The sequence below is a fragment of the Pseudomonas sp. SJZ078 genome (genome assembly GCF_007828255.1).
GTDB lineage: Bacteria > Pseudomonadota > Gammaproteobacteria > Pseudomonadales > Pseudomonadaceae > Aquipseudomonas.
Genome location: NZ_VIUG01000001.1, coordinates 395,620 through 416,235, shown reverse-complemented (window position 1 = coordinate 416,235; position 20,616 = coordinate 395,620). Strand labels below are relative to the sequence as shown.

Annotated in this window: 21 protein-coding genes; 17 read left to right on the top strand and 4 right to left on the bottom strand. The window is 63.3% G+C overall.

Going from position 1 to position 20,616, the window contains the following annotated elements; translation table 11 throughout:
* Positions 1-5: 5 nt before the first annotated feature.
* Positions 6-1,355: an aminotransferase class III-fold pyridoxal phosphate-dependent enzyme gene (locus tag FBY02_RS01830; protein ID WP_144922584.1), complete on the top strand. Its 1,350-nt coding sequence runs from the start codon at positions 6-8 to the stop codon at positions 1,353-1,355.
* Positions 1,356-1,441: 86 nt separating this feature from the next.
* Positions 1,442-2,767 (top strand): hypothetical protein, encoded by a 1,326-nt coding sequence (locus FBY02_RS01825; protein ID WP_144922581.1) that lies wholly within the window; start codon positions 1,442-1,444, stop codon positions 2,765-2,767.
* 47 nt (positions 2,768-2,814) lie between these two features.
* On the opposite strand, the gene FBY02_RS01820 is transcribed toward FBY02_RS01825, so the two are convergent.
* Positions 2,815-3,573 carry an IclR family transcriptional regulator gene (locus tag FBY02_RS01820; protein ID WP_144922578.1) on the bottom strand — a complete coding sequence of 253 codons (759 nt, stop codon included), beginning with the start codon at positions 3,571-3,573 and terminating at the stop codon, positions 2,815-2,817.
* 273 nt (positions 3,574-3,846) lie between these two features.
* On the opposite strand from FBY02_RS01820, the gene FBY02_RS01815 reads away from it, so the two are divergent.
* From FBY02_RS01815 to FBY02_RS01770, 10 genes are all read left to right on the top strand, one after another.
* Positions 3,847-5,388 carry an acetolactate synthase large subunit gene (locus FBY02_RS01815; RefSeq protein ID WP_144922575.1) on the top strand — a complete coding sequence of 514 codons (1,542 nt, stop codon included), beginning with the start codon at positions 3,847-3,849 and terminating at the stop codon, positions 5,386-5,388.
* A gap of 10 nt (positions 5,389-5,398) precedes the next feature.
* On the top strand, positions 5,399-6,889 hold the full coding sequence (locus FBY02_RS01810; protein WP_144922572.1) for an aldehyde dehydrogenase family protein: 1,491 nt from the start codon (positions 5,399-5,401) through the stop codon (positions 6,887-6,889).
* Positions 6,890-6,915: 26 nt separating this feature from the next.
* Positions 6,916-7,710 carry an SDR family NAD(P)-dependent oxidoreductase gene (locus tag FBY02_RS01805; RefSeq protein WP_144922569.1) on the top strand — a complete coding sequence of 265 codons (795 nt, stop codon included), beginning with the start codon at positions 6,916-6,918 and terminating at the stop codon, positions 7,708-7,710.
* Positions 7,711-7,722: 12 nt separating this feature from the next.
* Complete coding sequence (locus tag FBY02_RS01800; RefSeq protein WP_144922566.1) at positions 7,723-8,760, top strand: YCF48-related protein; 1,038 nt, start codon at positions 7,723-7,725, stop codon at positions 8,758-8,760.
* Positions 8,761-8,771: 11 nt separating this feature from the next.
* Positions 8,772-9,221 (top strand): VOC family protein, encoded by a 450-nt coding sequence (locus tag FBY02_RS01795; protein ID WP_144922563.1) that lies wholly within the window; start codon positions 8,772-8,774, stop codon positions 9,219-9,221.
* A 14-nt stretch (positions 9,222-9,235) separates the two neighbouring features.
* The gene (locus FBY02_RS01790) at positions 9,236-9,838 is read left to right on the top strand and encodes an amino acid synthesis family protein (protein ID WP_047703028.1); all 603 of its coding nucleotides are present in this window, start codon (positions 9,236-9,238) and stop codon (positions 9,836-9,838) included.
* 27 nt (positions 9,839-9,865) lie between these two features.
* Entirely contained in the window at positions 9,866-10,732 is an 867-nt protein-coding gene (locus FBY02_RS01785) for an alpha/beta fold hydrolase (RefSeq protein ID WP_144922560.1), read from the top strand.
* On the top strand, positions 10,732-12,339 hold the full coding sequence (locus FBY02_RS01780) for a bifunctional 3-(3-hydroxy-phenyl)propionate/3-hydroxycinnamic acid hydroxylase (protein WP_144922557.1): 1,608 nt from the start codon (positions 10,732-10,734) through the stop codon (positions 12,337-12,339). Before FBY02_RS01785 ends, FBY02_RS01780 begins: the two co-directional genes overlap by 1 nt.
* Entirely contained in the window at positions 12,336-13,115 is a 780-nt protein-coding gene (locus FBY02_RS01775) for a 2-keto-4-pentenoate hydratase (RefSeq protein ID WP_144922554.1), read from the top strand. Before FBY02_RS01780 ends, FBY02_RS01775 begins: the two co-directional genes overlap by 4 nt.
* A 78-nt stretch (positions 13,116-13,193) precedes the next feature.
* Entirely contained in the window at positions 13,194-14,132 is a 939-nt protein-coding gene (locus FBY02_RS01770) for a helix-turn-helix domain-containing protein (RefSeq protein WP_144922551.1), read from the top strand.
* A 201-nt stretch (positions 14,133-14,333) separates the two neighbouring features.
* On the opposite strand, the gene FBY02_RS28275 is transcribed toward FBY02_RS01770, so the two are convergent.
* Positions 14,334-14,456 (bottom strand): hypothetical protein, encoded by a 123-nt coding sequence (locus FBY02_RS28275; RefSeq protein WP_256662455.1) that lies wholly within the window; start codon positions 14,454-14,456, stop codon positions 14,334-14,336.
* Here FBY02_RS28275 and FBY02_RS01765 point away from each other — a divergent pair.
* The 5 genes from FBY02_RS01765 (at position 14,455) to FBY02_RS01745 (ending at position 19,214) form a co-directional block, all read left to right on the top strand.
* Positions 14,455-15,123 carry a GntR family transcriptional regulator gene (locus tag FBY02_RS01765; RefSeq protein WP_047703033.1) on the top strand — a complete coding sequence of 223 codons (669 nt, stop codon included), beginning with the start codon at positions 14,455-14,457 and terminating at the stop codon, positions 15,121-15,123. The genes FBY02_RS28275 and FBY02_RS01765 overlap by 2 nt on opposite strands.
* 75 nt (positions 15,124-15,198) lie before the next feature.
* Complete coding sequence (locus tag FBY02_RS01760; protein ID WP_144922548.1) at positions 15,199-16,005, top strand: ABC transporter substrate-binding protein; 807 nt, start codon at positions 15,199-15,201, stop codon at positions 16,003-16,005.
* Positions 16,006-16,016: 11 nt separating this feature from the next.
* The gene (locus tag FBY02_RS01755; protein ID WP_144922545.1) at positions 16,017-16,793 is read left to right on the top strand and encodes an amino acid ABC transporter permease; all 777 of its coding nucleotides are present in this window, start codon (positions 16,017-16,019) and stop codon (positions 16,791-16,793) included.
* Positions 16,794-16,795: 2 nt separating this feature from the next.
* Entirely contained in the window at positions 16,796-17,575 is a 780-nt protein-coding gene (locus FBY02_RS01750) for an amino acid ABC transporter ATP-binding protein (protein WP_144922542.1), read from the top strand.
* Positions 17,576-17,603: 28 nt separating this feature from the next.
* Positions 17,604-19,214, top strand: a complete 1,611-nt coding sequence (locus tag FBY02_RS01745) for a gamma-glutamyltransferase family protein (protein WP_144922539.1) — start codon at positions 17,604-17,606, stop codon at positions 19,212-19,214.
* A 156-nt stretch (positions 19,215-19,370) separates the two neighbouring features.
* Here the strand turns inward: FBY02_RS01745 and FBY02_RS28035 are convergent, their stop codons facing one another.
* Both FBY02_RS28035 and FBY02_RS01735 read right to left on the bottom strand, forming a co-directional pair.
* A complete protein-coding gene (locus FBY02_RS28035) occupies positions 19,371-19,511 on the bottom strand; it encodes a hypothetical protein (RefSeq protein WP_178111848.1) in 141 nt (46 codons plus the stop codon).
* A gap of 147 nt (positions 19,512-19,658) precedes the next feature.
* Complete coding sequence (locus FBY02_RS01735; RefSeq protein WP_144922536.1) at positions 19,659-20,603, bottom strand: alpha/beta hydrolase; 945 nt, start codon at positions 20,601-20,603, stop codon at positions 19,659-19,661.
* Positions 20,604-20,616 lie beyond the last annotated feature (13 nt).

Genomic DNA, 20,616 nt, shown 5'->3' with positions numbered 1-20,616 from the left:
GAATCATGTACGAGAAATACAAGACAGCGCAGAAGAAATTCTGGCACCCGATGAGTTCCGCGGCACCGGCCCAGCGCTCGAAAACCCTGATCATCGCCAAGGGTGACGGCAATTACATCACCGATATCGACGGCCAGCGCATGCTCGATGGCGTCGGCGGTTTGTGGAACGTCAACGTGGGCCACAATCGGGCCTCGGTGAAAGCAGCCATTGCTGCGCAACTGGACGAACTGGCGTACTACCAGACCTTCGATGGCATCGCCCATCCGCGGGTGTTCGACCTGGCTGAGCGGCTGATCTCGATGTTTGCCCAGGAGAACATGGCCCGGGTGCTGTTCAGCGCCGGTGGTTCGGATGCGGTGGAGACCGCATTGAAAATGGCCCGCCAGTACTGGATCGCCAGCGGCGAGCCTGGGCGCACCCGCTTCCTGTCATTGCGCAACGGCTACCACGGCGTGCACATGGGCGGCACCTCGGTGGGCGGTAACGGTGTCTATCACTACAACCACGGGCAATTGCTCGCGGGCTGCCATTTGCTCGACACGCCGTGGCTGTATCGCAACCCTTGGGATTGCCGCGATCCGGAAGAACTGACCGTCCACTGCATCCGTCAGTTGGAGGACCAGATCGCATTGTTGGGGGCGCAAACCATCGCGGCGCTGATCGCTGAACCGGTGCAGGGGGCGGGCGGTGTCATCGTGCCGCCGGCGAACTACTGGAAAAGATTGCGCGAGGTCTGCGATCGCCACGGCATCCTGTTGATCGCCGACGAAGTGGTGACGGGGTTCGGCCGCACGGGCTGCATGCTCGGCAGTCGTGGCTGGGGTGTCGCCCCAGACGTCCTGTGTCTGGCCAAGGGCATCACCGCCGGTTACATCCCGATGGGCGCCACGGTGTTCAACCAGCGCATCGCCGATGCCATCGAGAACGGCCCGGGGTTCAGCAGTGTGATCATGCACGGCTACACCTACAGCGGGCATCCCACCGCCTGTGCCGCGGCCCTGGCGGTGCTGGACATTGTCGAGGCCGAGGATCTGCCGGGCAATGCCGGGAAAATCGGTGCCCAGTTGCTGGAGCACTTGCAGCCGCTGGCCGAACGCTACGCGGTGGTCGGCGAGGTGCGTGGCAAGGGCCTGATGATCGCCCTGGATCTGGTGACGGACAAGGCCACCCGCCAGCCCCTCGATCCGGCGACCGGCCTCGCCACGCGGATTGCCGATGAAGCGCGCCGTGGCGGCGTGCTGGTACGCCCGATCGGCAACAAGATCGTTCTGTCGCCGCCGCTGACCCTCACCTCCGAGGAGGCCGGCCTGATCGTCCAGGCCCTCGATAACGCTCTGGCCACCTGCCGCTGACCCTGCAAAACCGGCGCAGCCAGCTGCGCCGGCTTCACCAATAACCAAGACAGCCTTTGAAAGGCGCGCCACAAGGAGCTTCAGCCATGCGGTATCCATCGCGTATCGAGTTTTTCAGCAGCGGCCTCGCCTGCACGTTGGCGTTCTGCGCCATGGGCCCGGCCCAGGCCTATGAGTTGTACGCCGACGAAGACAGCCACCTCAACGCCGACGTGCTGGCGGTGTTCGGCCATTTCAACAGCCGCAAGGACTACGACGGCACGTCGGGCGGGTCGACCTGGCGGGAAGGTTTCATCAAGTATGGCGTGAGTGGCGACCAGGCCCTGGCCGGCCGTGGCACCGCCTACGGCGCATTCAGCCTGGTCAGCTCCGCGACCTGGGGCGACGGTGATGCGGCGGGGAACAGCCTGGGAACCGAGCGGACCACGAAAATCGAAGACGCTTACCTGGGCTGGCGTTCCGCCGATCTGTTCCCGCTGTTGGGCCAGGACGGCGTCGACATCTCCGGCGGACGCCAGGTGGTCAAGCTGGGCAGGGGCTTCCTGATCAATGACGACGGACCGAACCTGGGCAAGGGCCCCGCCGATGGCCGCTTGAACCGCGGTGGCGCCTATTACCTGGCGGCGCGACACGCATTCGACCAAACCGCCGTGGTGCGCCTGGGTGGGCAGGACGGTGTGCATGGCAGCATGGCGTGGCTCAAATCCGACAACCGCGCCCAGGCCGAAACCGAACTGGCCGCCGCTACTCTGGACTACACCGCCAAGGCCGGAACCCTGGGGCTGACCTGGGTGCATGGCATCGATGTAAGTGACCGCTGGGCCAGTGATTTCCAGAAGCAACGCAGAGGCATGAACGTCTACAGCATTCGTGGCGAGGGCGATGCTGGGATCGAGAATGCCAGCCTGGCATTTGAATACGCCTGGCAAGACAAGGACGCCGGTCCCGAGAAAGCCTGGTACGCCGAGGCCGGATACACCTTTGCCGATGTGGCCTGGGCACCGAAACTGACGTACCGCTACTCGCGCTACTCGCAGAAATGGGACTCGCTGTTCACTGGCCAGAGCACCGGTTACGGGACCTGGTTCCAGGGTGAGGTGGCCGGCAACTACGCCGGGCCATTCAACAGCAATACGGCCATCCATCACGTCGGTCTGAAGGCCACGCCATTGGAAAACCTGACCCTCGGCGCGTTGTTCTTCGATTTCAACACGGTACGCAAAAGCAATGCGTTGAACCTTGATGCCCGGGAGCTGGACTTCTATGCCGAGTGGGCCGTCAACCCGCATCTGATCATCACCCCGCTCGTAGGGCTCTACAAGCCGGATCGGGACTCGACCACCGGCGGCAATCAAGCCACCGGCAACGGCACCAATGTGTACAGCCAGGTGAGCGTGGCCGTTCCGTTCTGAGACGGAGACATCGGCTGCGGCCGTTGAGTGCGCCGCAGCGTTGCGGTCTAGTGCTGAAGGGGCGTGGGTGGTTCCTGCATTTTTTCGGCAATGCGCCGGGTGGTCTCCATCACCATTTCAACCACCGTTTCCTGGCGCAGCAGCTTGAAGCTCTGGGTGCTGCCGACCGCGGAAAGGCTGCCCACCACCTCGTCGATCCCGGGATTGAAGATCGGCGCCGCGATACCGGTCAGTCCCTGGTTGAGTTCGTCGTGGGTCAGGCAGTAACCGTCCTTGCGGATCTTTTTCGCCGCCTTGGAAAAGCTTGCCCAGTCGTAGGGATTGTCCGGGTCGTTGGCCATGTGCTCGTCGTACAGACGTTGCAGGCGCCGGCTCTTCTGGAAGGCGATCAGGACCTTGGACTGCGCACCGCGGAAAAACGGCAGCGGTTGCCCACGGCCGAATGCAAATTGGTAAGTGTCGGTGGGCTCGGCGATGTAGGTGTTGATGATGTGTCCGTCGTAGAAAACGCTGGCGAACACCGCCAGGCCGGTTTCTTCCGACAGCTCGTGCATCAGCTCGCGACCGGCCACGAGGATCGGGTCGTACTGGCGCATCATCCAGTCCAGCTCGATGATCCGCGGCCCCAGACCGTAGCTGCCGGCATCCACCCGGCTCAGCAGACCGGCGTCGCACAGGTCCTTGACGTAGCGGTACACGGTCGCCCGCGAGAGGCCCATGTGTTCGGCGATGGTGTCGGGGTCGATCTTCAACCGTTGCGGGCCGAACAGGTCCAGGACACTCAACATTTTACTCAGACTGCTCATTTGGCTCCTAAGGGGGGAAGGGCGCGTGGCTGGCCGTTCGGTGAGCACTATAGGTAGACGCGCCGGGGATGGAAAGCCTGCTCACCGGCTGACGGATGCGCTGCCACGTTACTCCAGGGCTTGAGAAATGCAAGCATATCTGTCAGTTCTTGTAGCTTACAAATTAACATAAATCTCAAAATATGAGCTTAGCGAAAATAAAATGCTTGTTATGTTGGTTTTTGTGTGTGATAAATCTCAGCTATTGCAAACGCTCGAACAAGAGGGCTCGAAATGAATGGCGCGCAATTGATAGTGAAGGCGGCGGTGGCGAGCGGTATCGAGTACTGCTTCGCCAACCCCGGAACGACCGAAATCCCCCTGGTGGCCGCCATGGCCAGCGCGCCGGCCCTCAAGCCGGTGCTGTCCTTGTTCGAAGGTGTGTGCACCGGCGCCGCGGACGGGTACGGCCGGATTGCCGGCAAGCCAGCGATGACCCTGACGCACCTGGGGCCCGGCTTTGCCAACGGCATTGCCAACCTGCACAACGCCCGTCGTGCCAACACGCCGATCGTCAACGTCATCGGTGATCACGCCTCCTGGCACGTCAACTACGATCCGCCGCTGGCCAGCGATATCCAGGCACTGGCCGGGAGCGTCTCCGGCTGGGTACGTACATCGCGCACGGCGTCGGGCATCGGCGAGGATCTCCAGGAGGCCGTGCGGTCCGCCTGGCAAGCCAAGGGCCAGATCGCCAGCCTGATCCTGCCGATGGACCTGCAAGCCAACGAAGTGGCCCGGGAAACCACCTTCAAGACTTTGCACGCGCCGGTTCGGCGGTTTGCCGGCGATCGGATCGAAGCCGTCGCCCAGGCACTGCGCAATGGCCAACGCTTGGTGTTCATCGTCGGCGACCAGGGTCTGTCGGTTGCCGGTCTTGAAGCCGCGGGACGCCTGGCGCAACTGCCTGGCGTGCATCTGTTCGCCGAAACCTTCCCGCGCTTGAGCTATCGCGGCGGTGGCCTGCCGGACCTGGACCGCTTGCCTTATTTCCCCGAAGTGGCCATTGGCGTCCTGGACCAATACGACGCGGTGGTGTGTGCCGGCATTCCAGAGCCGATCAGCTACTTCGGCTACGAAGGCATTCCATCTCGCCTGGCAGAACGTGATCGCCTGCTTTACCTGGCTGACGTCGGGGATGACGTGGCCGGTGCACTCACCGCGCTGGCCGACGCACTGGAAGCACCGGCTTTCGTGCCGACGCCGATGGGTGTCGAGTTGCCGCCGGCCACCGCCGAGTTGACCCCGCAGTCGATTGGCCAGGTGTTGGCCGCTTCGCTGCCGGACGACAGCATTGTCTCGGTGGAGGGGGGCACCTGCGGCTACCCGTTCTTCACCGCGTCGGCCCGTGCCGCGCGGCATCGGGTGTTGACAAATACCGGAGGCGCCATCGGCCAGGGCATTCCGGTGGGGTTCGGTGCGGCGCTGGCCGAGCGGGGCAACCGAGTGTTCTGCCTGCAATCGGACGGCAGTGCCCAGTACACCATCCAGACCCTGTGGAGCATCGCCCGGGAACAGCTGCCGGTGGTGATCCTGATCGCGGCCAACCATCGCTACGCGATCCTGCAGAACGAATTGCGCCGGTTCGGCATGACCGACCTTGGCCCCGAAGCGCTGAGCCTGACCGTGCTCGACCGTCCGCGTATCGATTGGAAGGCCCTGGCCAAGGGCTACGGCCTGGCGGCGAGCACGGTGCACACCAATGCCGAATTGCAACGCGCCTTGGCCAACGCTGCCGCCGATGGCGGCCCTTGCCTGATTGAAATGGCGCTGTGAAGGAGGGGATATGAGCCAGATCCAATTGTTGCCTGCCGTCGAGAAGTTCCTGTCGCAACCCGGTCGCCTGTTCATTGGCGGCACTTGGCAGGACGCCGCCAGCGGCGGTCGGTTTGCCGTGGAAAACCCGGCCAGCGAAAGCCGCGTGGCTGAAGTCGCGGAAGGGGGCGAGCGGGGTGTCGACGCGGCCGTCGCGGCGGCCCGCGCAGCCTTCACCGGGCCGTGGGCGCAGCATTCGCCGGCCCAGCGCGGCCTGTTGCTGTTCCGCCTGGCGGAACTGCTGGATCAGCACCGCGAAGAATTGGCCCAGTTGATCACGCTGGAGAACGGCAAGCCGATTGCCAATGCTCGCGGTGAAGCGGCCAGCGCCGCCAACATCATTCGTTACTTTGCCGGCTGGCCGACCAAGATCGAGGGCAGTACGCACCCGGTGTCGCCGGCCAGCGGCGCACCGATGCTCAATTACACCGTGCGTGAACCCGTGGGCGTCTGCGCGCTGATCGTGCCGTGGAATTTTCCGCTGACCATGTGCGTGTGGAAGCTTGGCCCGGTGCTGGCGACCGGTTGCGTCGCGGTACTGAAACCGGCTGAACAGACGCCCCTGGTTGCGATTCGCCTGGTGCAGTTGATCGAAGCCGCAGGCTTCCCGGCCGGGGTGGTCAACCTGATCACCGGGCTTGGCGCCCATACCGGCGCGCCACTGGCGGGGCACCCGGACGTGGACAAGATCGCCTTTACCGGTTCGACCCAGGTCGGCCGCCTGATCGCTCAAGCGGCCACCGGCAACATGAAGAAAGTCTCCCTGGAACTGGGGGGCAAGTCGCCGAACATCATCTTGCCGGACGCCGATATCGTGCGCGCCGCCAAGGGCGCCGCCGATGGGATTTTCTACAACCAGGGGCAGGTCTGCACCGCCGGCTCGCGCCTGTATGTGCACGCCAGCGTCCTCGATCAGGTCCTGGAAGAACTCCAGCGCCACGCCGCCGCCCATGTGCTGGGCCCCGGACTGGATCCGGCCAGCAGCATGGGGCCGCTGGTGTCGGCCCGCCAACTGGGCTCGGTCCGTGGCTATCTGCAGCGAGGCCAGGAAGAAGGCGCCGAGCTGATCTGCGGCGGCGACCGTCCGTCCCACCTGGAGCGCGGCCACTTCATTCAACCCAGTGTGTTCCTTGACCGCGCCGAGCGTGCCTGTGTTGCCCGTGAGGAAATCTTTGGCCCGGTGCTGACCGTGATGAGTTGGACCGAGGTCGATGAGCTGCTGCTGCGGGCCAACGACTCACCCTACGGCCTGGCGGCCGGTCTCTGGACCCGGGACTTGCGCTCGGCCCACCGCGTGGCCGCGCAACTGAAGGCCGGTTCGGTGTGGATCAACTGCTGGAACGTCGTCGACCCGGCCTCGCCATTCGGTGGCTACAAACAGTCCGGGTGGGGACGGGAAATGAGCAAGAACGTGATCGATGCCTACACCGAAACCAAAAGTGTCTTCGTCGATCTCGCCTGAGCCGAACAATCACAAGAGGAACTGCTATGGATCTGGAATTACAAGGCCGCGTGGCCATCGTCACCGGCGGTGGCATGGGTATCGGCAAGGAAGTCGCACGCTTTCTGTCCCAGGAAGGTTGCAAGGTGGTGATCTGCGCGCGGCGCATGGAATACCTGGAGCAAGCTGCCGAGGAAATCACCGCAGAAACCGGCAACGAAGTGCTGCCGCTGTTCTGTGACACCAACCAGATGTCGGCCGTGTCCGACATGGTGCACGCCGCCCACAAGCACTTCGGCCGTATCGACATCCTGGTCAACGGTGCCGCGGCGCCGTCCGGCGTGGTGCGCAATGACATCGAGCACGCGGGCGACGACGAGTTGCTCTCGGACCTCAACACCAAGGTCATTGGCTATTTCCGTTGTGCCAAGGCCGTGACCCCGCACATGAAGGCGGGCGGCTTCGGTCGCATCATCAACATCGGCGGCCTGACCGGTCGCGGCAGCAAGGTCCTCTCGGGGATGCGCAACCTGGCCATCGCCCACATGACCAAGACGCTCTCCGACCAGCTCGGCCCTGCCGGCATCACCGTCAACCTGATCCACCCCGGTGTGGTGGATACCCCGCACATCCAGGAGCTGTACGAGCGCGAAGGGGTCAAGCAGGGCAAGACGCCGGGGCAGGTCGAGCAGGGCTACATCGATGCGACGCCGATCCGACGCACCCTGGCGCCCATCGAAATGGGCTGGCTGATCGGCTTCCTGGCATCGCCCAAGGCCGGCGCCGTGACGGGCGAGTCCATCGGCATCGATGGCGGCCTGACACGTGGCATCTTCATTTGAGGAGCAGCAGCAATGAGTAATGGAACCCTTTTGGTCGCCACCGTCGGGCAGGCGGTGATCCGCAGTGCCGACGATGGCCGCACCTGGCATCGTCTGGGCCTGGGGCAAGACCTTGAGTTCGACGCAATCACCCGATCGCTGAGCGTGCACCCCGGTACGCCCGAAGTGATCTATGCCGGCACCGACGTCGGCCTGTGCGTCAGCCACGACACCGGCGGTCACTGGCAGCGGGTGGACTCGCCGTTCAACGGCCAGACCGTGTGGAAGGTTGCCGTGGATCCGGCGGACGCCCAGCGCATCTTCGTCGGTACGGGCGCACCTTCCCGCGCCGTGCTCTGGCGCACCCTTGACGGTGGCCAGAGCTGGGACCGTGCCCCGGTGGAGATTCCGGAGTTCTGCGAGGGGGTCAGCCGGCCGCGCTTGCTGGCCTTCGCCTATGACCCCACGGATCGCAACCAACTCTGGTTCGGCCTGGAAGAGGGCGGCCTGTTCCATAGCCGCGATGGCGGCGACAGTTGGACCCGCGTCGACGACCGGCTGCTGTGGGATTTCAACTCGGACGTGCACAACATCCTGGTGCTGCCCAACCACGGCCAGAAAGTCATCGTGGTGGTGTGCGTCAACGCGGTCTACCGCAGCCTCGATGAAGGACAGACCTGGACCGGCATCATCGCCCGCGAAACCTTCGGCTTGTACTACGTGCGCGCCATGAACGCACCGCTGGGCAGTGAGGACACGCTCTACCTGAGCATTTCCGACGGCACGCCCGGCACCACCAGCAAGGTGCTGGTCTCCCGCGATGCGGCGGTCAGTTGGGAGGTGTTGCCCCTGCCGCAACAGCCCAATTCGTGTGTCTGGGCGATTGCCTGCAACCCGGCCGACCCGCGCCAGATCGTCGCCGGCACCAAGTACGGGCACCTGTTCATCTCCGAGAACGGCGGTGACGGCTGGCAGAAGCAATGGCGTGAGTTCAGTGAAATCGCCGATGTGCTCTGGACACCGGCGGTGGCGCAGATCAAGTCCGGGCACCAATCCATCATCAAGAACTGAGGTATCGCGCGATGAAAGTCGAGGTCGTTCGTACCCACCTGTCGCTGTTCGTTCGCGACCCGGAAACGTCGGCACGCTGGTACGTCGATGTCCTGGGCATGCACGAAAGCGCCCGGGGGGACAGCTGGATCATGATGGCGTTTGGTGCCAAGCACCACGACATCGCGTTGCTCCGGGCCGAGCCGGGCGCCCATCGGGGGGGGCTGGGATTGCAGCACTACGGGCTGGAGATCGCCGGTGATATGACCACGCTGCGACAGCTGTACGGCATGTTGCTCGGCAAGGGGATCGAAGTGGTGAAAATCACCGATCACGAAATCGGCCATGGCGTGTACTTCAACGATCCCGACGGCAACCGCATGGAATTCTTCCTCGAAACCGAACATGACGACGCGCGCGGCAAGGCCCGTTTCAGGGCCGCCGGCGCGCCCAGCCGCAAGTTTGATCTCGACCCACTTTGAAAGAGCACCGAGCCATGAAAACCGCGAATTTTGCTACTTACCACATCCGCAAATGGTACAGCTTCGTCGAAGAAACCCTGGCCAACGAAAGCGGCCAGCTGGCCGATGGCGAACCCTTGTTCAAATATGCCATTGGCGCCGTGATCGCCAACCCCTATGCCGGTCGCTACAGCGAAAGCCTGGCCGAGTTGATCGAACCGTCGCCCTTGCTGGGCCAGGAGTTTGGCCGGCGTATCCAGGCACTGGCAGGCGAGCACGAGATCGTCAGCTACGGCAAGGCGTGTCTGGTTGGTAGCCAGGGCGAGTATGAGCATGGCAATGCGCTGCTGACCAATCCGGCCGCGGACCCGATTCGTGTCGCCTTGGGCGGCGGCAAGTCGTGGGTGCCGTCCACCGGCAAGCGTGGCGGTCCTGGCGTGACCATCGACGTGCCGCTGGCCCACAAGGATGCGCTGTACGTGCGTTCGCACTACGACAGCATTTCGCTTTCGTTTGGCGACGGCCCTTCGGCTGACGAACTGGTCATCATCTGGGCCTTCGCCACCCGTGGGCGTTTGCATGCGCGTCTGGGCGGCCTGCAAGCCGCGGACGTCAAGGGCACCGACGGCTTGTATTAAGGGGCATTGACCGTGGGAACCGAACGAATGTCCGCAAACAGCCATTTCTTCAGCAATCGGACGGGAATGCGCCTGCACTATCTGTCCTGGGGCAGTCCGTCAGGCATTGCGGTGGTGCTGCTCCATGGATTGCGATCCTATGCCCAGACCTGGCAATCCCTGGCCGATGCCCTGGGCGAGCCCTATTGTTGCTACGCCTTGGACCAGCGCGGCCGGGGGCACAGTGAGTGGGCGCCTGCCGACACCTACCGGACCGAGGCCTATGTCAGCGATCTGGAGGACCTGGTGGCGCACCTGGGCTTGCAGCGGTTCGTCCTGGTGGGGCATTCCCTCGGTGGCACCAATGCGCTGGAGTATGCACGGCTCAATCCCGGGCGGCTCCAAGCGCTGGTGATAGAGGACATCGGCCCCGGCTCCTCCATCAACGGCGACGGTGCCGCGCGCATTCGCCGGGAAATGAGTGAAACGCCCCTGCGTTTCCCCGACTGGGAAAGTGCCGCTCAATTCTGGCTGCGGGCGCGTCCGGGGTTGTCCCAGGAGGCGCTGGCGTCCAGGTTGACGTATTCCATGAAGGAAACCTTCGAAGGCATCGAGTGGCGCCACGACCAGCAGGGCATTGCCCAGGCACGTCTGAGTATCACGCCGACGGACCTGTGGCCGGCGGTGCGCGCACTGGATTGTCCGACGCTGTTCATCCGGGGCGGGCGTTCCGACTTTCTGCCGGCGGCGACCCTGACGGCCATGAAGGCCGCCAATCCGCTGGTGCACACCACGGAGATCGCTGACGCCAGTCATTATGTCCATGATGACCAGGGTAAAACCTTCAACCGTGTCGTCAGGGACTACTTGCACGGCCAACACCTACAATCACAACAACGAAGCGGTGAAGCGTGATGAAGCAGGACAAAACCCAGGTGGTCATCGTGGGCGGTGGCCCGAACGGGATCACCGCCGCGCATTACATGGGTCTGTACGGTATCGATTGCGTCGTCCTCGAACTGGCGGACGGCATCTTGCCGTACCCCCGTGCGGTGGGCATGGATGATGAAGCGTTGCGTGTGCTGCAAGGCATCGATATTGCCGAGCTGGCCAGCCGGGACATGATCTGCAATGTGCCCCTGCGTTACTACAACGCCCGGGGCGTGTGCTTTGCCGAAGTCAAACCGAGCACCGCCCACTACGGCTGGCCAATGCGCAACATCTTCATGCAGCAGTTGCTGGAAGGAACGCTGCGCGAGCATCTGGGCCGCCACCCCGGTGTCGAGCTGCGCCAGGGGCATGAAATGCTCGACCTGGAGCAGGACGCTCAAGGGGTGACGTTGCAAGTGCGCGACGCCCAGAGCGAGCTGTACCAGCTGCACGCGCAATACGTGATCGGCGCCGATGGCGGCCGTTCCAGCGTGCGCAAGAAACTCGGCATCGAACTGCTGGGCCTGACCCATCCGCGCAAATGGGTGGTGGTCGATACCGCCAACGACACCCTGGACGCCCCGTATACGGCCTTGCATGCCGATCCTCAACGGCCCTTCGTCTGCATTTACTTGCCGTACCAGCAACGCCGCTGGGAGTTCATGCTGCTGGAGGGCGAAGATGAAAGCACGATGTGCGAGGAGGCGACCATCCGTGGTTTGATCCGTGGGCATATCGGCAACGCCGCCGATGACCTGGAGATCATCCGCATACGTGCCTACACCCATAACTCCCGGGTCGCGGCGCGGTTTGTCGAAGGGCGTGTGGCACTGGTGGGCGATGCGGCGCACATTTCCCCACCGTGGGCCGGGCAGGGGCTCAACTCAGGCCTGCGGGACGTGGTGAACATCGCCTGGAAAATCGCCGCCATCATCCAGGGACGTGCCTCGGCCTCGATACTTGCCAGCTACGACCAGGAGCGACGCGGGCATGCCACCGACCTCATCGCCCTGGCCGACAACATGGGCGCCGTATTGGGTCTGACCAATCCGCTGATGGCGGGTGTACGGGACTGGTTGTTCCAGGCCGTCAACAGCGTCGATAACCTGCGCTCGCACTTGCTGGAATTCAAGTTCAAGCCCAAGGCGACCATCACCAAAGGGCTGGTGCATCACGAACGTGCGGAACTGCACGAGGATGACCTCGTAGGGCAGTTGTTCATCCAACCGACCGTCGAAGATGAGCAAGGCCAGCGTCGCCGCTTGGACGAGGTGCTGGGCCACTCCTATGCCGTGCTGGGCTATCGGGTCAATCCGAACGAGCCGCTCAGCGATGAGACCCGTGCCTACTGGGCGCGCTGGAACACCCGCTTCATTCAGGTCAATCGTTCCCGCAGCGGCAAGGGGCGTAACCAGCCATTGTCCGCGAGCCAGGCGATCTGCGTGGAAGACGTCGATAACCGCCTGGGAGAGTGGTTTACCAAGGTGCGCGATTGTGTTGTGGTGGTGCGGCCGGACCGCTTTGTCGCCGCGATTACCACGCCGGAGCGACTGGAAGGCGTACTGCGCAAACTGGCGGAGCAACTTTCATGAGGCCATGGGATGAACTGCCGGGCCAGCTCCAGCAGGCAACGTTGACAGCACGGGCGCTGCCGCCGCTGGACCCACAGGCGTTCGACTTGCCGACAGGCTACGCCCTGCAGCGCGAAGCGTTGCGCCAGCGTCAGGCCCGAGGCGAGCAGCTGAGCGGATGGAAGGTGGCCTTCGCCGGCAGCGCCGCGCAGAAGCGGATGGGTATCCAGGAGCCGGTGCTGGGTGCGTTGACCGACGCCATGGTCGTCGAGCCCGGCGGTTCGGTGGACCTGGCGAGACTGATCCAGCCCAAGTTGGAAATTGAGCTGGCGTGCTTTCTGGGGCGCACCCTCGCGCCGGGCGAGCACAGCGATGAGGCAATCCTGGCTTGTGTCTCTGCAGTCGCCCCGGCGTTCGAGATCGCCGATTGTCGATGGCAGGGCTGGAGTTTCGGCGTCGGGGCGTTCCTGGCCGACAACGCGGCGGCGGCGCTGTACTGTGTCGGCCCGCGCACTGAGCTCGAGCCGGGGCGGATGCCCCCCGTGAGCTATTGCCTGGAACGAGACGGGGTGGCCTGCGGTAACGGTGACACCCAAGCGCGGGAGGATACGCCACAGGTCAATCTCTGCTGGCTGATCCGGCGATTGCTGGCGGACGGGCAGCGCCTTGAAGCGGGGCAGGTCGTGCTGTCGGGCGCGTTGCTGCCGCCCATGGACATCCAGCCCGCCGAGTACCGCTTGCATATGCTTGGCACGGAACTGGCTTTGGTTTTCCGCGCCGGCAACGGCGCCCCCTAGAGCCTGTCGCTGTCATGGACGATCGAGCACCTTATGAACGGCCGGTAGAACAACGCCGGCCACCGAGGAACACTGATCATGCTCGCCGAAGTCCGTACCTTCAATGATCCTCAACAGCACGCCGGTTCGATCCTGGGCTGGCAGCAGGTCTATGACCAACTCGGTCGCGGATGCCTGTCCAGCGAGCTGCAACACATTTGCGCCGAGCGTTTCCAGATCTTCCAGGAAGTGCTGGATAAACGTGTGGTGCAGCGCGGCTGCGCGCCAAAAGGACGTCTGTGCATTGCCATGTCCCTGGGCAACGCGCCGGTGGTCCAGGGGCATCAGGTCGACGCCCACAATGTGGTGCTGCTGCGCGATGGCGAGGATTTCGTCCTGCACGCTCCGGAAGGGACGCGTTTCTTCGCGATCAATGTCGACATGGTGCGTTTCGCCAAGCTGGCGGCCTATGAACTGCCGGACGATCAGCTCAAACGCTTGAAAAGCGTGTCTCAGGTCAGCGTGGATGAGACGGTTCTGTTGCGCGTACAGCAGAGGATCCATCCTCTGTTTCGTCGTTTGCTGGAGCAGCCCGACGCGATCACTCCAGCCTCGGAAAAAATGCTCGAGGATGTCCTGCTCAATGCCTTCCTCGACCTGTTCAGTCATGCCTCGGACGAAGTCCGGGGGCGGCGCGGAAACTTTGCCGTCAGCGCCTATCTGGTCAAGCGTTGCCAGGAGCTGGCCGGGGACAGCGGCGATACTTCCCTGAGCATCCTCGATCTTTGCGAGCAACTGCGGGTCAGTCGCAGGACCCTGCAGAACAGCTTCCAGGCCGTGACCGGGATGCGTCCGGTCGAGTACTTGCGCAACCTGCGGCTCAATGCCGTGCGGCGGCGCTTGATCACGACCCAGGCAACCGCGCAGAACGTCGGCGAGATCGCCGTGGCCATGGGCTTCTTCCACCTGAGCCACTTCGCCACGCACTACCGGGAGCTGTTCGGCGAATCCCCTTCGGAAACCCCCAGGGCCAAATAGTGCTGTTCACTTAAAGACTTGCCCGGTTCATTGTGGCGAGGGGATTTATCCCCTCGCCACAGGTTCATCAGCATGACAGGAGCCAGAGCTTGAAAGCCTGGCAATGTTACCGGGCTACTGCTTTGCACGTTAATGGGCGCCTCCTGGGCCAATAAGTAGCACATCCGCACCGGCCAGCCTGAGGCTGGATTAACTGTCGGGTCAGCCTCGCAATTCTTTCCCCTTCACATCAATCACTTGCATATCCGTCAACGGTATTGGCACGCATCCTGCTTTTTTGAATCCATGAATAATTGGATACAAAAATACAAAGGGTGCAGCCATGCAATTTGCTCCGTCTTACACTGAACGTCCTCCAGTGACCGCCGAGGAAGAAGCCTACAACTTCCTGCTGGAAGCCATCTGTGGCGGGCGGTTTCATAAAGGCGATCGGCTGATCGCCGAGGACATCGCCAGTGAGATCGGCATGAGCCGCATGCCGGTGCGCGAGGCGTTCCGGCGCCTGGATGCCCAGGGCTTGGTTACGCTGCGGCCCAATCGCGGAGCCGTTGTCAGCGGCCTGGACATCGACGAACTGCAAGAGGTGTTCGAGATGCGCAGTGCCCTCGAAGGCCTGGCGATCCGGGTCGCGGTAGGGCGCATTGGCGATCGCCAGTTGGCCGCCCTGGAACGGTTGCTGGACGAGATGGACGACTACCGCGACGAAAGCGCCGAGTGGGTCAGCCGGCATCGGGCCTTTCACGAATACCTGTGCAGCCTCAGCGGTCGCCCCAGGCTGCTGAAGCAGATCAGTGCCCTTTATTCCCTGGTGGAGGCGCCCATGCGCCTGTGGTTGCAGCACGTGGAGAAACCCATGAGCGCGCGCCAGGAACATGTGGTGATCCTCGACGCGATCCGTGCCGGTGACGCCGACAAGGCCGAGGCGGTGGTGCGGGCGCACATCGAAGGCACCATCCCTGAATTGATCGAGTTCCTGCAAGCGAAAAAATAAACAGAGCAGGCCTGAGCCTGCCCGTGTTCTGACTTTGAGTACTGCCCGTTACCCACTGAACTGGAGTGTCTGGTCATGCATAAGCCTCGCGTGTTGATAGCCGCAATATCCTTGGGATTCTGTGCACAGTGGGCGTCCGCCGCCCCCGTGGTGCCGGAGCGCTTGATCAAGGCCGACAAACTCATCTATTGCTCGGGCATGGACTCGCCGCCGCTGGTGTCCTTCGACGAGGCACAGAAGCCCAAGGGATTGACCGTCGACCTGGGCCTGGAAATCGCCAGGCGCCTGGACGACAAGAAGGTGGAATGGCGGGTCGTGCCATTTTCCGGATTGCTCCCCGCGTTGCTGGCCAAACAGTGCGACATGATCGTCGACCAGTTGTTCGACAAGCCGGAACGCCGGGAAGTGATCGATATCGTCAACTACATGTACTCCAGCCAGGCGGTGGTGGTGCCCAAGGGCAATCCCAAGGCCATCAAGACGTTGCCGGATCTTTCCGCGCGCAAGGTGGCGGTGCTCAACGGCTCCACCATCAAGACCCTGCTCGACGCCGAGAATGAAAAGCTGACCAAGGCCGGCAAACCGGCGATGAAGCTGGTGGTCTACAACACCGATACCGATGCGTTCCAGGCGCTGCGCATCAGTCAGGTCGATGCCTATGGCACCACCGTGGAAACCGCCGGTTATTACGCCGCCATGGCCCCCGATCTGTTCGAGGAAGGGGTGCCGGCCTTCAGTCGGATTCTCACCGGCATCGGCATCCGCAAGGACGATCCGCAACTGAGCGCCGCGGTGCAGCAGGTGATCAGCGACATGCGCGGCGACGGCAGCTACAGCCAGTTGCTCAACAAATGGCATGTCGCCGGCGACACTCTCGATTGAGGTAAGCGTCGATGAATTTCAATTGGGATGTGTTCTGGCAGTACCTGCTGCAGCCCAGTGGGGTCTACCTCACCGGGCTCTGGCTGACTTGCCTGATCAGCGTGCTGGCGATGTTGCTGGGCTGTGTCCTGGGCCTGGCGGCGGCGCTCTTGCGGCTGTCGAAGAATCCGTTGCTGCACATGCCGGTGCGCTTTTACGTGTGGCTGATGCGCGGCACGCCATTGCTGGTGCAGATTGTCTTTCTCTATACCGCACTGGCCGCCGGCGGAATCTTCCGCTTCGAGGACATCGATCTGTTCGGCCTGGTGATTCCCGGCAATATCCAGGCGGCGATCATCGCCCTGGGCCTCAACGAAGGCGCCTACATGGCAGAGATCATCCGCGCCGGCATCGGCGCGGTCGACAAGGGCCAGTATGAGGCCGGCCGGTCCCTGGGCATGACCTTCGCCAGGTTGATGCGGCGCATCATTCTGCCCCAGGCGTTCCGAGTGATCGTGCCGCCGCTGGGCAACGAGTTCAACGTGATGCTGAAGAACACCACGCTGGTCAGTGTGATTGGCGTGCAGGAACTGCTGCTCAGCACCCAGATGGTGACGTCGGCGACGTTCCGGGTGTTCGAGCTGTACCTGGTGGTAGCGATCTACTTCTTGCTGTTGACGACCCTCTGGGGCTTCTTCCAGCGCTGGCTGGAAGCCCGCTTCGGTCAATCGGACCGTCCGTCTTCGCCACCGCCGGCGGCCACGCGGATGTTCGGCCGCAGCACCCTGAAATTGCTGAGGGAACGTTAACCATGGCGCACAAAAGTGAAGAACTGATCATCGAAGCGCTGGACGTTCACAAGTCCTTCGGTGACTTGCAGATCCTCAAGGGCATATCCCTGCAGGTTCGCCGCGGTGAGGTGGTGGTGCTGATCGGCGCGTCAGGGTCCGGCAAGACCACCTTCATCCGCTGCATCAACCTGCTGGAAGACATCCAGGGCGGACGCATCCGTGTCAACGGCCAGGCCATGGGTTACCGGGAACGGGCCGATGGCAGCCTGGTGCGCGATTCGGAGCGCAACATCGCCCGCCAGCGCCGGGACATCGGCATGGTGTTCCAGCGTTTCAACCTGTTCCCCCACATGACCGCCCTGGAGAACATCATCGAGGCGCCGATCCAGGTCCTTGGGATTCCGCGTGCCGCCGCGTTGGAACAGGCCCGCAGCCTGCTCGCGCGGGTCGGCCTGGCGGACAAGGCCAGCCATTACCCCTCCATGCTCTCCGGCGGGCAGCAACAGCGCGTGGCGATCGCCCGGGCGTTGGCGATGAAGCCCCAGGCGATGCTGTTCGACGAACCCACCAGCGCCCTCGACCCGGAAACCGTGGGCGAGGTGCTGGAGGTGATGAAGGAACTGGCGCAAGAGGGCATGACCATGGTGGTGGTGACCCACGAAATGGGGTTCGCCCGGGAAGTGGCCGATCGTGTGGTGGTCCTGGACCAGGGCGAGCTGATCGAGCAAGGCCCGCCGGAGCAGATTTTCAGCCACCCCAGTCACCCGCGTACCCGGGCCTTTCTCAGTCGTGTGCTCTGACTCATTTTGTAGGTGAAGAGAGTTTGTCATGTTGAAATTTTCTGCTCACGAGTACCCGTATCCGTCGCAACGCCAGAGCGTTTTCGCCCGCCGAGGCATGGTCGCCGCTTCTCAGCCACTGGCCGCGCAGGCGGGTATCGAAATCATGCAAAAGGGCGGCAACGCCATCGATGCGGCCATCGCCACGGCGGCGGCGCTGACCGTAGTGGAGCCCACCGGCTGCGGCATCGGCGGCGATGCCTTCGCCTTGGTCTGGTGCAAGGGCCAGTTGCACGGCCTCAATGGCAACGGCCATGCACCGGCGTCCCTGAGCGTCGAAGCGGTGCAGGCCGCCGGCCATGAACGGATGCCCACCTACGGCTGGACGCCGGTGACGGTGCCCGGTTGTCCATCGGCCTGGGCCGAGCTGTCACAACGCTTCGGCAAGCTGCCCTTTGCCGATCTGTTGCAACCGGCGATCAGCCTGGCGCGGGGTGGTTTTGCCGTGTCGCCGGTGGTCGCTCATCAATGGCAGATCGCCTTGAAGGAGTTCACGCCCCAACGCGACCCGGTGCTGGAGACCTGGTTCGATACCTTCCTGATTGAAGAGCGTGCGCCGCGGGCCGGGGAGATCTTCCGCAATCCGGCCCAGGCCCGCACCCTCGAAGAACTCGCCGCCACCCGTTGCGAAAGTCTCTATCGCGGTGCTCTGGCCGAGCGCCTGGATGCTCATTCCCGAGCCACCGGCGGCTACCTGCGCAGCACCGACCTCAAGGATTATCGCGCCCAGTGGGTGGAGCCGATCCACATCAACTACCGGGGCATCGACGTCTGGGAAATCCCGCCGAGCGGGCAGGGCCTGGTGGCCTTGATGGCGCTGAATATCCTCGAGGGCTTCAACTTCGATCACCGCGACAGCCAACAGACCTGGCATCGCCAACTGGAAGCGATGAAGCTGGCCTACAGCGACGGCCTGCATTACATCACCGATCCGCGGCATATGCGCGTGGCGGTGGCCGACCTGCTGAGTGACGACTACAGTGCCCGGCGCCGTGGGCAGATCGGCGAACAGGCCCAGCCGCCCGAGCCCGGCGACCCCCACGCCAGCGGCACGGTGTACCTGGCGACCGCCGACGAAGAAGGCAACATGGTTTCGTTCATCCAGAGCAACTACCACGGTTTCGGCTCCGGGGTGGTATTGCCCCACAGCGGGATTGCTTTGCAGAACCGCGGGCAGGAATTCAGTCTCGACCCGACGCACGCCAACTGCCTCGCGCCGGGCAAGAAAACCTTCCACACCATCATCCCCGGCTTTCTCACCCAGAACGGTCAGGCCCTTGGTCCCTTCGGCGTCATGGGCGGCTACATGCAGCCCCAGGGACACGTGCAGATGGTCATGAACCTGGTGGACTTCGGCCTGAACCCCCAGGCGGCCCTGGATGCGCCGCGCTGGCAATGGCTGGGCGGGATGAAGGTCGGCATCGAGCACGGCGCGTCACCGGACCTGGTCAACGCCCTGGCGCGCCGTGGCCATGAGGTACAGGTCAGCAGCGACCTGACCGACTATGGTCGCGGGCAGATCATTCTCCGCGATCCGCTCAGCGGTGTGTTGTGCGGTGGGACTGAGCCTCGGGCGGATTCGCATATTGCGGTCTGGTAGCCCAGGGGCCGGCCGTGATATCGAGCGACAGTTCGTTGCGACGGTTCCTGACGGAAGTATCCAGGTGCGCAGTCTCGATAGGGCAGGAAGACGTGTGCGCATTGTGTCAGTTACCGGCCCATCCGCGATGTTTTCCTGTCCGCCCTTTGCCCGGGATTACAGGGGCATCTTCAACAGCGCCTCATAATCGGGGCTGATTTCCGCCAGGATCATCAGGGCCGCGGCCCCGACCGCAACGGCGTCAGGGCCGGCGCCAAGCGAGCCTACCGAACACCCGCTGCTGGAACCGTTCACCATGATCCAGGGGTTCTACCTGATGGCTGCCCGACTGGCCGAGGCTCGCGGACGTGATCCTGACCAGCCGCGGTTGTTGAAGAAAGTGACCGAGACGCGGTAACGCGGGGCGCGGGGGGGGCCGCTGGGGAGGACAGAGGCATCGGTCCGTCACAGGGTACATAGCCTCCTGAGCGCCGATACAACGTCTGCATGGCACCGCTCGGTGAGCGCCCCCGGATACTGATCGAACATGTGCGGTACGCCGGGATACACGTGGAGCTCCACCGGGACGCCAGAACGGGAAAGCTTCAGCGCAAAATCCACGTCTTCCTCCAGGAACAGGTCCAGTGCTCCGACGCAGATGAAGCTGGGTGGCAGGCCTTGCAGGTCCGGGGCAAGGGCCGGTGAGAACAGCGGCGCGCGTTCATCGTCGAGGGCATATGAACCTTGCATGCATTGCCAGCAGAACTGATTGGCTTGCCGTCCCCAACCGATCTGTCCGCCCGTGGGATTATCGACAGGTGCGCTCGATGAGCCGGTTCGATGATCGAGCATCGGGTAGATGAGTACCAGTCCGGCCATGGAGTGGTGTTGCCTGTCCCGCACGGCGATCGCCAGCGCAGCGGCGAGTCCGGCCCCGGCGCTGTGCCCCATGACCACCAATCGGCTCATGTCCAGGCCAAAGGGTTTGCTGTTGTGCTCCATCCATTCCAGGGCGGTGTAGCAGTCTTGCAGTGGCGCCGGAAAGGGATGCTCTGGAGCGAGCCGATAATCCACCGCCACTATCGCTATCTTCAGCGTGTTGGCGAGGTCGGCCAGGTAGTCGTCAACCATTTCGGGGCAGCCCAGGACAAAACCGCCGCCGTGAATGTACAGCAGGGGGGCCAGCGCCTGATGTTCAGCTGTCGAGTCGGGCCGATACAGGCACAAGCGGACCCCCGAAGGCTCCGGCGAATCAGTCGTCCATTTAACTTCGCAGCGTGCGGCCTGCGCTGATTTATATCCGCGGCTGACCCGATGCCTGATGTCAGCAAGCGTGCCGGGTGTCCAATGGCTGGCCGGTTCATCCAGCAAGAATCGATACGAAGGGTCCAGTAGCTCAGTAGCGTCCATTCGTCACTCCTTG

What these genes read in the sequence shown, in the direction of transcription:
- FBY02_RS01785 (WP_144922560.1), top strand. Translation starts at nt 9,866, where the DNA reads ATGTCCGCAAACAGCCATTTCTTCAGCAATCGGACGGGAATGCGCCTG.
- FBY02_RS01820 (WP_144922578.1), bottom strand. Translation starts at nt 3,573, where the DNA reads ATGAGCAGTCTGAGTAAAATGTTGAGTGTCCTGGACCTGTTCGGCCCG.
- FBY02_RS01745 (WP_144922539.1), top strand. Translation starts at nt 17,604, where the DNA reads ATGTTGAAATTTTCTGCTCACGAGTACCCGTATCCGTCGCAACGCCAG.
- FBY02_RS28275 (WP_256662455.1), bottom strand. Translation starts at nt 14,456, where the DNA reads ATGGCTGCACCCTTTGTATTTTTGTATCCAATTATTCATGGATTCAAA.
- FBY02_RS01830 (WP_144922584.1), top strand. Translation starts at nt 6, where the DNA reads ATGTACGAGAAATACAAGACAGCGCAGAAGAAATTCTGGCACCCGATG.
- FBY02_RS01735 (WP_144922536.1), bottom strand. Translation starts at nt 20,603, where the DNA reads ATGGACGCTACTGAGCTACTGGACCCTTCGTATCGATTCTTGCTGGAT.
- FBY02_RS01795 (WP_144922563.1), top strand. Translation starts at nt 8,772, where the DNA reads ATGAAAGTCGAGGTCGTTCGTACCCACCTGTCGCTGTTCGTTCGCGAC.
- FBY02_RS01810 (WP_144922572.1), top strand. Translation starts at nt 5,399, where the DNA reads ATGAGCCAGATCCAATTGTTGCCTGCCGTCGAGAAGTTCCTGTCGCAA.
- FBY02_RS01780 (WP_144922557.1), top strand. Translation starts at nt 10,732, where the DNA reads ATGAAGCAGGACAAAACCCAGGTGGTCATCGTGGGCGGTGGCCCGAAC.
- FBY02_RS01750 (WP_144922542.1), top strand. Translation starts at nt 16,796, where the DNA reads ATGGCGCACAAAAGTGAAGAACTGATCATCGAAGCGCTGGACGTTCAC.
- FBY02_RS01815 (WP_144922575.1), top strand. Translation starts at nt 3,847, where the DNA reads ATGAATGGCGCGCAATTGATAGTGAAGGCGGCGGTGGCGAGCGGTATC.
- FBY02_RS01755 (WP_144922545.1), top strand. Translation starts at nt 16,017, where the DNA reads ATGAATTTCAATTGGGATGTGTTCTGGCAGTACCTGCTGCAGCCCAGT.
- FBY02_RS28035 (WP_178111848.1), bottom strand. Translation starts at nt 19,511, where the DNA reads ATGGTGAACGGTTCCAGCAGCGGGTGTTCGGTAGGCTCGCTTGGCGCC.
- FBY02_RS01800 (WP_144922566.1), top strand. Translation starts at nt 7,723, where the DNA reads ATGAGTAATGGAACCCTTTTGGTCGCCACCGTCGGGCAGGCGGTGATC.
- FBY02_RS01775 (WP_144922554.1), top strand. Translation starts at nt 12,336, where the DNA reads ATGAGGCCATGGGATGAACTGCCGGGCCAGCTCCAGCAGGCAACGTTG.
- FBY02_RS01770 (WP_144922551.1), top strand. Translation starts at nt 13,194, where the DNA reads ATGCTCGCCGAAGTCCGTACCTTCAATGATCCTCAACAGCACGCCGGT.
- FBY02_RS01825 (WP_144922581.1), top strand. Translation starts at nt 1,442, where the DNA reads ATGCGGTATCCATCGCGTATCGAGTTTTTCAGCAGCGGCCTCGCCTGC.
- FBY02_RS01805 (WP_144922569.1), top strand. Translation starts at nt 6,916, where the DNA reads ATGGATCTGGAATTACAAGGCCGCGTGGCCATCGTCACCGGCGGTGGC.
- FBY02_RS01790 (WP_047703028.1), top strand. Translation starts at nt 9,236, where the DNA reads ATGAAAACCGCGAATTTTGCTACTTACCACATCCGCAAATGGTACAGC.
- FBY02_RS01765 (WP_047703033.1), top strand. Translation starts at nt 14,455, where the DNA reads ATGCAATTTGCTCCGTCTTACACTGAACGTCCTCCAGTGACCGCCGAG.
- FBY02_RS01760 (WP_144922548.1), top strand. Translation starts at nt 15,199, where the DNA reads ATGCATAAGCCTCGCGTGTTGATAGCCGCAATATCCTTGGGATTCTGT.